Here is a 12,722-nt window from a genome sequence, read left to right on the forward strand (position 1 = left end):
GTGGTTCCCGTCAGGGAGCTGCCTTTTGTTCGGCTCCGGGGCTCAATGGCCCCGGTACCAGAGGGAGGACGGGAAAAGTCCCGCGCGAACCCTGATCCACGTGATTGCACCGCTCTGCATCGAAGCATTGATCCGTTCAAGGGCGTCTGCGAGGTCATCCCGGCTGCCTGGCAAGGCTGGCGCATGCGCAGCGTTCTGGCCGGTCGTCTGGCCGGTCATCTGGAGATGCGGAGCGGAATGGGGCGCAAATGCCCACTTTTCATAGGCGGTCCGGATCAGCTCGACGTCGTGCTCGGTGCTTGCGCCAAGCATCACGGCTATGTGTTCTCCCTGGAGCGCTGGCGTCAGTGCAGGATCACGGCGATATCCATAGTCCGTGGCCGTGGCGAGGAGTTCGCGCCATGCCAACTCCTCCGGCGTCGGGCGTGGACTACGGGCCGAATCTGCGCGGCCCGAATCCTTGCCACGGATCAGGGCAAGTCGCCGTCGTCGCGCTAGTGCCCGCGTCACGGCAGGCGATGCCAGCGCAAGCAGTGCTAACAGTAAGACCAGCAGCACGGTGCGGAGGCGAGTTTGTGGGGGAGTCTCTGGCGCGTGCACGAGAGGGCCTGTGGCAGCGGCTGTGGCAGTGGCAGTGTCTGTTGCGCCGGAGGATGCGACGGGACGGTTATCGGCGCCGTTGAGCAGATCACTGTTGTTTTGGCTCGTCTCCGGGGCGACCGTAGCAACTGCGTATGAAGGAACCACGCCACGGGACGGTGTGGGCTCGAACGGAACCCAGCCCAAGCCCTCGAAGTAGAGTTCGGGCCAAGCGTGGGCATCGCGCCCCGTCGCCTGATATCCCTGCAAGGTGACCCCGTCGATGCTGACATTATTTGTTATCTGGGAACCGGGCGCGAAGCCCACCACTATGCGAGAGGGTATACCTACCTCTCTGGCCATGACTGCCATGGTTGCGGAAAAGTGAACGCAATATCCGGCTTTGACCTCCAGAAATTTTGCAATGACGTTCATCCCTGCACCGTCGTAACCCTTTTCCACCGGCGTCTTTTCGCTGTACGTGAATGCCCCGGATCGCAAGTAGTCAGAGATGGCGAGGGCGCGGTCGTAAGGAGTATTTTTGCCAACCGTGACGTCTTTGACTGTTTTGCTGATAATGCCCGGCATGTTATCCGGCAGTTTCGTGAAAACAGGATCCAAGCCGGTGTTCGGTTTTTGGGTGGCGGCCCGGAGCAGATCGGGTGTTAGCTCGGGCGTTTCACTGGTCACTTGATACGGTTTTTGCGACGTTAGAGCATCGCCGTGGATGGTTTCCGTGGAGGGTTCCCACGTCCACAGACCGCTCAGCCCCTCGACCTTCGTGGGCCGTAGTGGGGAGGGGAGCCAGTTTGTGCTCAGCGCGGCCAAGGACACCCAGGTGGTGGTCGTGGAACGTGGCACGGCGGTGTTTGCTCCAAAAGTAGGGGCAAGAGTGCCCATGTCTTGGCTGAGGTTCTCCGGGACTGCCGAGGGCTTCCATGTTTTCCCGGTGAAATCCTCCAGGGTGCTCATTCGCATGTAGAGAGAGCCAGGTGCATTCGTTAGATACGTCATGTTCACGGAGTTGGACTGTGAACGCAGGTCATTGCCCAGTGAGATCATGGGGTCCAGTGCGCCCACATTACCGACTTGTCCCAACCGGCTTCCTTGCGGGAAAGTTCCAGAGGTAAAACCAGGAATTAGTCCTGGCAGCACACCAATGACCAGTACGACGGCGGTACCCAGCACAAGTGCGCGGCGGAGAGTTCCGCTGGCCGCACGGTTTGCCCCTGGACGAGGCTTCCCATCCGGGGCATACCAGCGACAACAACCCAAAATGAGCATGTACCCGATGGCGGCCCCGACGATGGAGAGAACACTAAGCCCGTCTTGGGTGGTGAGTGATGAAGGTAGCAGGATCAGCACCAAGCCGAAGGCGCTCGCCGCGGGCAGCGCCACGGTAATAGCCAAGGTGTCCACCAGCATGGCTGCGAAGCCGAGGCCGGCACAAATGACGAAGATGATGGCGTTCTCGGTCGGGACAGGGGCGTTGCTCACCATGAGGATCGTCGCCGCCTCGCCCGTCAAATTCACGGCGGCTCGGACTGTCGCCGCCGACGGAATGAGCCCCAAGAACGCTGTCGCGGGAAAAAAGACGAGTGTCAGTCCCATGGACCACCCGGCTAGTGCGGCGATCGGCGCATAGAGTGCCAGCCGGGGATAGCGTCTGATGAGCGCAGGCAAGAACGCAGTGAACACGACAACCAGCAGCGCCGGGGGGAACCAACTGGTATCCAAAAAAACATTGCCGAGGGCCGGGGCAGCGGCCATGATCGAGCCCACCACGGCGAGCGCTAGAACCCACCGGGCCGGTCCAGTTTCCGGTACTCCCAGAATCCTGCGTGGATGATCACGGCGTTGTGGGCTCCGCTGCCCCCTGGGACCGGAACCTGCGCTAGTGGGCAGATCTCCGGATTCGGAGGTGCCGTCGCTGCGCGCGTGTTGGCCCGTCGTGGTCCCAGTCATTGCTGCCCCGCGCCCCGACGGGCACCACTGCTGGGAGCTGACGGCGCCGATGTTCCGGCATCAAGCTCGATCCAAGCTTGCGCCAATGCTGTGGAAGGTGTGGCAGCAACCGCTCGCCAGCCTGCCTGATGGAGGATGCCCAGGGAGTCTTCCGCTAAGGCGACGTCGGGGCACACGAGCAAGGCAAAGGCGCCTTCGGACGCGTTGATGGCGGCAGAGAGCACCCGTGCATCCGCCTTAGTCAGCAGTCCGGTGACGACGACGACTGGCCCACGCCGTCGGGCCGCGAACAACTGGTCCACCAAAGTCTCGCCCAGTCCCGACGGGACGTTTTTGGTGGATGTGGCGTCGGGGCGCTGTGAGAGCTCAAGGGCGGCTAGTGACTGTGCCACTTCAAAGGTGCCCACCTGACCTGCAAAGTCTTCCTGATGGGGATCGGGAGCTGAAGGCGAGGACGTGAATGCTGGGGCGCCGGCGTCGTCGAGGACACGCAGTGAATAGCCTCGCTCCAGCAGATGGGAGGAAATGGAGGCGGTCGCCGTCACAGCCCACTCGAATGCGGGAGAAGAGTGCAGAAAATCCTTGCCGAACGCGGACTTGGCGGTGCTGCCGTAGGTGTGTGGGCGCTGATCGAGGATCAAGGTCGCCTCGGGGGTGGCCACCGAATCCTCCGCGCGGACCATCAATTTGCCCTGCCGCGCCGTGGCTGGCCAATGAACGCGCCTAAACGGGTCACCGTGACGGTATTCGCGAGTCATGACATCGTCATTGCTGGGGTTGGCCTGTTGACGGGTCATTTGAGAACCATCCTGTCCACGGCCACCGATGAACGGCACTAAGGGCAGTTGAATGATGGCCGGTGCGACGGTCAATGCATCGCCCTGGTCCAAGCTGCGTGCCAGAAGTGCGACGTCGAACGGGTCACCAAATGTGGCTGTGAGCGGGCCGATGGTGAAGACGCCCCTATGGTTAGGCTGCATCGTGTAGCTATACCGGCTAACGAGGCTATGGGCAGAAACCGGACGTGGATACTCGAAACGCGGTACGTCAATGAAGCGTGGAGGCAACTGCTCAGTGATGCGGGCGCTTGCGCCACCGGGGGTGGAGCCGCGCACTTCAACGGTGACAGTGGTGGTTGTGCCCGCTTCGGCAAAGGCGGGTGAAAACACGCGACTGACGGTAAACCCAGGAGCAAAGAAGCGAAGCCCCGCGCTGGCAGCAATGGGAAGTATCACCATAAATATGCCTGCCACCAGGAGGTCCCGACGGCCCAGAACCGCGGCGAAGAGCAATGTCAGTGCCCCTACGGCCAGCAAAAGCCAGCCTCGGGGCCGAAACCAACGCTCAGGAAGCCACTGCATCAGCGCACGGGTCCGGCCTTGCGGAATCCGCCAGAAAATGTCCGGCCAACGGCGGACCTGGATGAAGTTGTGGGCACTGTGGGCACGGGAACCTGGGCCAGAATATCGGAAATTTCTGCGGCAGCTGTGGCCCCAAGACTTGCTGCTTTCCGCTCAACGATGAGTCGGTGGGCGAGAACTGGTTGCGCTAAATTGCGGATGTCATCTGGAAGAACAAAGTCTCTCCCGGCCAGTGCGGCAGACGCTTTTGCTGCGCGCAGCAGCTGCAGGAGTGCGCGCGGGCTGGCGCCCAGGCGCAATCGGTTTCTCGTTCGGGTCGCCTGACCCAAAGCTACGACGTATTCCTTAACGGCTGCCCCGACGTGGACAGCGGCCACCACTTGGAACATTGACGCAACGTCCGCAGCAGTTGCCACGGCAGTGACTTCATCTAAGGGGTTGCTCCACTGGTGAGATTCGAGCATGGCCAGCTCCGCCGTCGTATCTGGATAGCCAAGAGAAATCCGGGCCATGAAGCGGTCGCGTTGGGCTTCCGGTAGAGGGTAGGTGCCTTCCATCTCAAGGGGGTTTTGCGTAGCAACGACCATGAACGGCTCCTGCAGGTGGTGGGAGGTCCCATCCACGGTGACCTGCTGTTCCTCCATCGATTCCAACAAGGCTGACTGGGTCTTCGCTGAGGCCCTGTTGATCTCATCGCCGATAACCAGGTTGGCGAAAATAGCACCCGGGCGGAATTCGAAGCTCTGGCTCGACTGGTCGTAAATGGACACACCCGTGATGTCACTGGGCAAAAGGTCCGGGGTGAACTGGATTCGGTTCACGGAACAGTCAAGAGTCTTGGCAAGGGCCTTAGCCAGCAGTGTTTTACCCACGCCCGGGACATCCTCCAGAAGCAAGTGCCCGCGGGCCAGCAGCACCGTCAACGCCAGCTCGACGGCCTCTGGCTTGCCGTCGATCACTGTATTCATGGCAGCCATGATGTCTTCGCTGCGTTGGGCGAAGGTCGCCGCTTTCATCAATGGGCCCACGGTCCCTGCCACTTCCAGTGTCTCGCTCAGGTGCATGCCAAACCTTTCGCATCAGCCGCTACGACCCAAGAAATGGAAGTAGTGAAGCAATAGTGACCCACGCTACTATTATTGGCTTGTTTTTGGGGAACAGTGCAGTGGTGGTGGTAGGTATATTTGGGGAATATGTGCACTTCAGAGATTCCCCAGCAATATAAGCGCCCGGAAACCGTGTCCTTGGCAGCCGCAGATGCGCAGGTTCAAGAGCCCGGGGCGCGTCCCCGTCCTGGATTCGCGCCGGCGCCCCTAGCGCTGCCGGAGCCTGTGTATGACAACCATACGCATTTTGACTTTGGTGACTCGCCGATCGCACTTCGCGAGGCGCTGGATGCTGCCTCGACGGTGGGTGTTCTCGGAGCCGTGCAAGTGGGCTGTGACCTTGCCTCATCGCGGTTTACGTTCGCTGCCGTCGACGCTGATCCCCGCGTGCTGGGAGCTGTGGCCATCCACCCGAATGACGCCCCCGGATTAGCTCTCGCTGATGGGGCTTCGGGGGGCACCGCATTGGAGGATGCGCTGATCGAAATCGAGACGCTTGGCGCACATCCGAGGATTAGGGCAATTGGGGAGACCGGGCTGGACTATTTTCGCACTGCGCCGGACGGTCTCGCCAGCCAGCAATACTCCTTTCGCCGGCACATCGACATTGCCAAGAGACTTGATCTGGCACTGCAGATCCACGACCGAGACGCACACGAGGATGTGGTGCGCGTTTTGCGGGAGGAAGGGGCTCCGACAAAAGTGGTCTTTCACTGTTTTTCAGGAGACGAGGAACTGGCTAAAATCTGTAATGACAACGGCTGGTACATGTCTTTTTCTGGAACGTTGACGTTTAAGAATGCGGCAAATTTGCGTCGGGCGCTCGCCGTAGCGGATCCGTCGCTGCTCATGGTGGAAACGGATGCGCCATTTTTGACACCGCATCCCCATCGTGGACGTCCGAATGCCAGTTACATGCTGCCGTATACGGTACAAATTATGGCACAGTTGAAAGGCTTGGATTTGGACCGCTTAGGTATCTTGTTGCGGGCCAATACGGAGGCTGTTTACGGAAGCTGGGACGCCTGACAGGGCCGGAGGACCGTTACCATTCCTTGTCTTATTGGTAACGAACAGGTTACGATGGATGACTATTAGCCGTGGTCGGGGAAGGCCAACGGATGTAATGCTGGCGAAACTAACGTTTCTTGTGGGTTTCGGCGGCGATCGTTCCAAGGAATAAATGTGTGGTTTGCCGTGTCTGCGGTGCTGCGCTTTTTTGCCTGTACTTCTCCGTGCCCGGATGCTCTAGCAGTTACGGGAACTAGTGACAAACCTCTTCTCCTCACACGGAAAGCTGAACGTTTTCAAGATCGCCGGTCAGGTGGCTGTGCTCCTGGCACTCGTGGCCGGACTTATCGCTTTCGCGGGAGCCAATAAAACCGTCTCCTTGACGGTGGATGGCCAAGCCAGTTCAGTTCAAAGCTTTGGGGGAAGCGTGGCGGACGTGCTCAAGCACGCGAATGTTGCTGTGGATGCGGGGGATCAAATTACCCCGGCGCTGGGAACCCAGATCGGCAACGGAACAGCCATCACGGTCAATACTGCCAAGAAGGTCACGGTGAACCTTGACGGCGCCGAACACACTGTCACCACCAACTCCAATAAGATCAGTGGTCTGATCAGTCAGCTCGGCATCGCTGCCAGCGCTCGGGTTTCTGCCCCGGCCGACGCCCTTTTGGCTAGTTCAAGCAATATCAGCATCATCACTCCCAAACAGGTCACTATCGTCGCTGACGGTAAGACAACTGTGCGCACCACCACGGCGGAGACCGTCCAAAATGTACTCTCCGACGCAGCGATCACGCTGGCACCCAGCGATGTGGTTTCGGTTCCCCCAGCGGCAAAAGTCGTGGAGAACATGGTCGTGAAGGTCTCTCGCGTGAACCCCGCAGGTATAGTCACCGAAGCTTCGGAACTGCCGTTTGAGACCGTCAAGAGCGTGGACCCGGCCATGTATAAGGATGAAAGCAAAACTATTAAGGCCGGCGTCGCCGGATCGGTAGAGAAGACATTCCAAACTGTCACTGTTGACGGCCATGAAGTCAGTCGAACCGAAACCGCAACCAAGACCGTTTTGGAACCTGTCGCCGCGCAGGTGAGCGTGGGCGCTAAGGATCGTCCTGCCACTCCAGCAGCACCAGCCAACACGGGTGCACCAGCCCCGGCCATGTCTAATCAGGCCATGTGGGATGCCATTGCTCAGTGCGAGTCCGGCGGCAACTGGTCGATCAACACCGGAAACGGTTACTATGGCGGTCTTCAATTTGATGCAGGCTCTTGGCTGGCCAACGGCGGCGGGGCCTACGCTGCCCGGGCCGATCTCGCCAGCAAGGAGCAGCAGATTGCCGTTGCGAACACTTACTACGCCAAAGCTGGCCTCGGGCCGTGGGGCTGCGCGGGCGCCGCTCGCTAACGCGAGAGACTAAGCGCCAGAAGATCCAGCCGTCAGAAGATCCAGCATTGGGCTCCGCTGCCCCCGGCAGTCCCACACGGGCTACCGGGGGACCGTGACGCCGTGGCCCAGTGCCGCGACCGGTGTGTAATAGCAGATACGATGGGACCCGTGACCTCGCCTGAACCCACCCCCGGAACCAAGCCGCTACTTGGCGCAACCGAGATCCGCCGCCTAGCGGAGGAAATCGGAGTGCGTCCGACAAAGACACTGGGACAGAATTTTGTCATTGACGGCAACACTATCCGCCGGATAGTTAGCGCGGCCAAGATCGAACCGGGTGAGATAGTGCTGGAGGTTGGGCCCGGGCTGGGCTCGCTGACTCTGGGGCTACTCGACGCCGCTGCTCGGGTGGTGGCGGTGGAGATCGATCCCGTTCTGGCAGCTAAATTACCATCAACTGTTGCCGCGCTCCGCCCCGAAAAGTCGATGAACCTTGATGTGGTCCTTGCAGACGCGATGCGCGTTACGGAACTTCCGGCGACGCCCACGGCCTTGGTGGCGAACCTGCCGTACAACGTGGCAGTCCCCGTCGTTTTGCATCTCTTGGAGCACTTTCCTTCACTCCAGCATGGTTTGGTTATGGTCCAGGACGAAGTGGCGGATCGGATGGTGGCTGGCCCAGGCTCCAAAACTTACGGTGTGCCCTCGGTTAAGGGGGCCTGGTACTCGCAGATGCGTAAGGCCGGAGTCATTGGCATGAACGTGTTTTGGCCGGCACCGAAGATCTCCTCGGGCTTGGTGGAGTTCATCCGCCGCGAACCTCCACAAACTCACGCGAGCCGCGAAGAAGTTTTTGCTGTCATTGACGCGGCCTTTGCCCAACGGCGCAAAACGTTGCGTGCTGCGTTGGCAGGGTGGGCCGGCAGCCCCGCAGACGCCGAACGCTATTTGCGCATTGCAGGTGTTGACCCCAGTGCCCGTGGCGAGGTCATCGATGTCACCGCCTATGCCCGCATTGCCGAAGCCAAGAACCCTCTGGTGGTCTAGCCCTAGTGGAAGATCGCAATCCCCGTCCCGGACTGCTCCCAGAAGTTCAGGGTGATCCCATCGGAGCCGTTGATGACTTCACCGGATCGCCCCCGCACGTTCGGGTGAGAGCTCCTGGAAAGATCAATGCAAGCTTCAAGGTCGGCCCGCTGCGCGCGGACGGGTACCACCTCGTAGCCAGTACTTACCTTGCCGTCTCTCTCTACGAGGAGGTTCGGGCCACGGCGAAACCCGGCACACCGGCGTCGGACGTCACCGTGAGCATCAGCGCCCACAGCACGTTACCCGAGCAGCAACTGGCAAGTATTCCGTTGGACGGGCGCAACCTAGCGGTGAGGGCTGCCCTGCTGGTGGCAGACGTCAGTATGAATCCGTGTGGTGTGCACTTGGAAATCACCAAACGGGTGCCCATCGCCGGCGGGATGGGCGGCGGTTCCGCTGATGCAGCTGCCGCACTCGTTGCCTGTGACATCCTGTGGGGCGCAGGACTCTCCCGTGAGGAACTCTCACTTTTGGGAGCCGAGTTGGGCGCTGACGTGCCCTTTGCGTTGCTGGGTGGCGCGGCTGTAGGGCTGGGCATTGGGGATCAGTTGACGGCGGCCCTGGCGCCAATTCCCCTCCATTGGGTACTAGTGCAATCGGACTTTGGACTCTCAACGCCGGTGGTATATGGCATGCTTGATACCTTGAGAGCCGGGACCGAGCCCGATACTCCCGAGCTCGTTGACCCGCCTATTTTGGCGGCGTTGCGGGCAGGGGATCCGGCTGCCCTGGCGAAGTGCCTGACTAACGATCTCCAGGCAGCGGCCATTGAACTTGCGCCAGGGCTGGCGGCAGTTCTAAGCGCCAGCGCCGAACAGGGTGCGTTGGCAGCGCTGGTGTCCGGTTCCGGGCCCACAGTGGCAGTGCTCGCCACCGATGGCGCGCACGCAGCTGCTCTGGCTGCCAAGCTGTCCGACGGCGGTTTTGTGGCCATGGCAGTGGAAGGCCCCGTTCACGGGGCGCACAGAGTTTTTGATTCATAATTTCCTTATTAGATGAAAGTAGTTTGTCGTGGCACACCTTCTCGGTGGAGAAAACCTTAGTATCGCCTTTGCCACCCGCGTCGTTTTGGACAGTGTGACGGTGGGCCTTGAAGAAGGCGATCGAATCGGCATCGTGGGTCGTAATGGTGACGGAAAATCAACATTGATGCGGCTGTTAGCAGGGCGCCAAAGTGCCGACTCCGGACGAGTCACCAAGCGCGGCGGGGTCCACGTTGGCTATCTGGATCAGTCAGACGTGCTCGACGGCGAGAACACGGTGGGATATGCGATCGTCGGCGAATCCGCGGATCACGTGTGGGCGTCGAATTCAAAGATTCGCGAGATCATGGGCGCCCTTGTCGGTGAAGTGGACTGGGATGCGAATATCCACTCGCTCTCCGGCGGGCAGAAGCGCCGCGTGGCATTGGCCAAACTTCTCATCGGTGATGATGACGTCATCATGCTGGACGAGCCCACTAACCACTTGGACGTGGAAGGTGTTGCCTGGCTGGCCAAACACCTCAAGGGTCGCTGGCGGGCCAACGAGGGCGCGTTTGTGGTTGTCACCCACGATCGCTGGTTCCTCGATGAGGTCTGTAACAGGACCTGGGAGGTCCACGACGGCGTCATTGACCCGTTCGACGGCGGCTATGCGGCCTATGTGCTGGCTCGGGTGGAACGCGACCGGATGAACTCCGTCATTGAGTCCAAACGGGTACAACTGGTCAAAAAGGAGCTCGCGTGGTTGCGCCGCGGCGCACCGGCACGCACGGCTAAGCCGAAGTTCCGCATCGAGGCTGCCAATGAGCTCATTGCCGACGTCCCGGAGCCCCGGGATACCGTAGCGCTGTCCAAGATGGCAACAGCCCGGCAGGGCAAGGACGTGCTGGATTTGGAAAACGTCTCACTTTCCTACGGTGATAACGAGATCTTCAAGAACATCACCCTGCGTCTGGCGCCCGGGGAGCGACTTGGCTTGGTCGGCGTCAATGGCGCGGGCAAAACGACCTTGCTGCGTCTGCTCAATGGCGAGGTGGAACCGACGTCCGGTCGGCTTAAGCGGGGCAAAACTGTGCAGACAGCCGTGTTGACGCAGGAAGTAACCGAGCTCGATGACGTCATGAACCTCCGAGTGCTGGAGGTCATTGAGCGCGAGAAGCGCTCTTTCGACGTCGGTGGTAAGGAAATGAGCGCTGGAGCATTGGTGGAGCAGCTTGGCTTCACGAAGGACAAGCAGTGGACTCTCGTCAAGGACCTCTCCGGTGGTGAACGGAGGAGGCTGCAACTGCTGCGTCTGCTAGTAGGCGAGCCAAATGTGCTCATGCTCGATGAGCCTACGAATGACCTTGATACCGACACCCTGGCCGCTGTGGAGGACGTTCTGGATGGTTGGCCAGGCACGCTAGTGGTGGTTTCGCACGACCGATACCTGTTAGAACGTGTCACTGACCACCAGATGGCGATGCTGGGTGACGGGAAACTACGCGGGCTGCCAGGCGGAGTAGACCAGTATTTGGAACTGCGTGCGGAGGCTCTCTCGTCCGCCAAACCCGCGGGATCGTCCGCTGACGATGCTCCCTCCGGGCCCTCTGAGGCGGAAAAACGAGACGCTCGCAAGCAACTCAACCGCGTGGAGCGCCAGCTGAGTAAGCTAGCTGCCGCCGAGGCAAAAGTGCAGCTGACGATGTCGACCAACGTGGGCGAGTATGACGCCCTGGCAGAGTTGCAAACGAAGCTCGCTGAGCTCGCGACTGAAAAAGAGTCTTTGGAGCTGCAGTGGCTCCAGGCTTCAGAGGTGCTCGCGTAGCCCGAGTTCGCGCCAGCGCCCAACCGGCGACTAGTTTTGCGCATAGTACTCCTGGCGTGGAACTCACCACGAGTTTCGCGCCAGCGCGAAGTAGAGATATTCCTCCCCAGCGGACTCTGCTTCCTTAGTTATCCACATCTGCGTAGATCCACCGGACTGCTGTGTTGAGGGTGCTCCAGACTGGGGTGATGGCTGGACATCAAGGTAAAAATAGGCACCCGGATTCGTTGGAACGTGTGATCTCATCGTTCGGAACGGTGGCTAGGCGCCGAGACTTAACGGCCGCCGGTTTCTCTTCGTGGCAGCTTTCGCAGGCTGAAACTCACGGCCGGATCGTTGGGGTTGCTCGGGGCTATTTCGGGCTGCCAAAGCCCGACCCATTAGATGTCCTGCTAGCCAAGAACCACGGCTGTCGATCGTGCCTGAGCCGTGCCAAACAGCTTGGTTTGTGGGTTATCCGTGAGCCAGAACGGCTCCATATCGCTGTGGCGCACGGCCGACCAGTGATGGGCTGTGTGGTCCACCGGATTCGGGGCACACAGACGCTCATGGACGTCTTGTATCAGTGTGTGAAGTGCGGGAGCGAAGTTGAAGCGTTGTGTGCCCTTGAATCTGCAATCGTCCTCAAAAAGTGCACTTTTGCACAACTTCGGCACGCGTTCGCCCGCAGGGAAGACGTGGCCGCCCGGGCGATTATTGCCCTGATCGATCCGCAGTCTCAATCGATCCTTGAAACCGTGGCTCGCTATTACATTCAGAAAGCCGGGTACAACGTCCAGGGACAGTTTTACGTCAAGGGAGTCGGCCACCTTGATTTGTTGGTGGATGGGATCCTTGGCGTGGAAACAGACGGGCAAACGTACCACAACACGCCAGATGGCTGGAGTGAAGATCTGCGAAGGGATAACCTGCTGGTCGTAAACGGCCTCTGGTGTCTGCGTCTGCCAACAGAAATAGTGCTCCAACGCCCAGAAATCATGCTCACGTGGGTGCGGCAGGCGTTGGAAAAGATTCAGGGTGCGTAGGCGGTCCCGGAGGTGTTTGCGCCAGCGCGCAATTGGCCCCGGGTTTTGCGCATAATGCACCTGGCGCGGAACTCACTACGAGTTTTGCGCCAACGGTAAGTGGGCCGCCGTCGAGCCTTAAAAAGTGTGAAATTTGACACCTCAAGCAAACAAATTTGTCAGCTGACACCGCCTCAACTCGCGAAACGGGGCTCTGGCGTGGCACACTATATTCTCGTGAGCTTGCCGTAAAGGGAAAACTTCACATTCCGCCCTGGTGTAATGGCAGCACCCCAGCCTTTGGAGCTGTGGAGTATAGGTTCGAATCCTATGGGCGGAACAGTGCTAGAAATTCGGGCGGCGCTGTGAACGGGTACCATGGACTTGTTTCCAATTGCGTACATTTGATCACGGACAGTGGTCCGGGTAG

General features: G+C 59.9%; 9 protein-coding genes and 1 tRNA gene. 7 read left to right on the forward strand and 3 right to left on the reverse strand.

Going from position 1 to position 12,722, the window contains the following annotated elements:
• Positions 1-42: 42 nt before the first annotated feature.
• Genes LOH53_RS01410 through LOH53_RS01420 form a run of 3 tightly spaced genes read right to left on the reverse strand, consistent with a single transcriptional unit; the run spans position 43 to position 4,969 of the window.
• Entirely contained in the window at positions 43-2,544 is a 2,502-nt protein-coding gene (locus LOH53_RS01410; RefSeq protein WP_230065928.1) for a DUF3488 and transglutaminase-like domain-containing protein, read from the reverse strand.
• Positions 2,541-3,905, reverse strand: a complete 1,365-nt coding sequence (locus LOH53_RS01415; protein ID WP_230065929.1) for a DUF58 domain-containing protein — start codon at positions 3,903-3,905, stop codon at positions 2,541-2,543. Before LOH53_RS01415 ends, LOH53_RS01410 begins: the two co-directional genes overlap by 4 nt.
• On the reverse strand, positions 3,905-4,969 hold the full coding sequence (locus LOH53_RS01420; RefSeq protein WP_376991905.1) for an AAA family ATPase: 1,065 nt from the start codon (positions 4,967-4,969) through the stop codon (positions 3,905-3,907). The genes LOH53_RS01415 and LOH53_RS01420 overlap by 1 nt, the downstream gene beginning before the upstream one ends.
• A 129-nt stretch (positions 4,970-5,098) precedes the next feature.
• On the opposite strand from LOH53_RS01420, the gene LOH53_RS01425 reads away from it, so the two are divergent.
• The 7 genes from LOH53_RS01425 to LOH53_RS01460 all read left to right on the forward strand — a co-directional run bounded on the left by LOH53_RS01425 (position 5,099) and on the right by LOH53_RS01460 (position 12,632).
• On the forward strand, positions 5,099-6,040 hold the full coding sequence (locus LOH53_RS01425; RefSeq protein ID WP_230065930.1) for a TatD family hydrolase: 942 nt from the start codon (positions 5,099-5,101) through the stop codon (positions 6,038-6,040).
• A 238-nt stretch (positions 6,041-6,278) separates the two neighbouring features.
• Positions 6,279-7,427, forward strand: coding sequence for a transglycosylase family protein (locus tag LOH53_RS16885; RefSeq protein WP_326832719.1), 1,149 nt, complete (start codon positions 6,279-6,281; stop codon positions 7,425-7,427).
• Between the two features lie 150 nt (positions 7,428-7,577).
• Positions 7,578-8,456: a 16S rRNA (adenine(1518)-N(6)/adenine(1519)-N(6))-dimethyltransferase RsmA gene (gene rsmA / locus LOH53_RS01440; protein WP_230065931.1), complete on the forward strand. Its 879-nt coding sequence runs from the start codon at positions 7,578-7,580 to the stop codon at positions 8,454-8,456.
• A 59-nt stretch (positions 8,457-8,515) separates the two neighbouring features.
• The gene (locus tag LOH53_RS01445) at positions 8,516-9,481 is read left to right on the forward strand and encodes a 4-(cytidine 5'-diphospho)-2-C-methyl-D-erythritol kinase (RefSeq protein ID WP_230066222.1); all 966 of its coding nucleotides are present in this window, start codon (positions 8,516-8,518) and stop codon (positions 9,479-9,481) included.
• Positions 9,482-9,509: 28 nt separating this feature from the next.
• The gene (locus LOH53_RS01450; RefSeq protein WP_230065932.1) at positions 9,510-11,288 is read left to right on the forward strand and encodes an ABC-F family ATP-binding cassette domain-containing protein; all 1,779 of its coding nucleotides are present in this window, start codon (positions 9,510-9,512) and stop codon (positions 11,286-11,288) included.
• Positions 11,289-11,476: 188 nt separating this feature from the next.
• Entirely contained in the window at positions 11,477-12,313 is an 837-nt protein-coding gene (locus LOH53_RS01455; protein ID WP_230065933.1) for a hypothetical protein, read from the forward strand.
• Positions 12,314-12,560: 247 nt separating this feature from the next.
• A tRNA-Gln gene (locus tag LOH53_RS01460) sits at positions 12,561-12,632 on the forward strand.
• The last annotated feature ends 90 nt before the right edge of the window (positions 12,633-12,722 follow it).

It is taken from the genome of Arthrobacter cryoconiti, assembly GCF_020905375.1.
Lineage (GTDB): Bacteria > Actinomycetota > Actinomycetes > Actinomycetales > Micrococcaceae > Specibacter > Specibacter cryoconiti.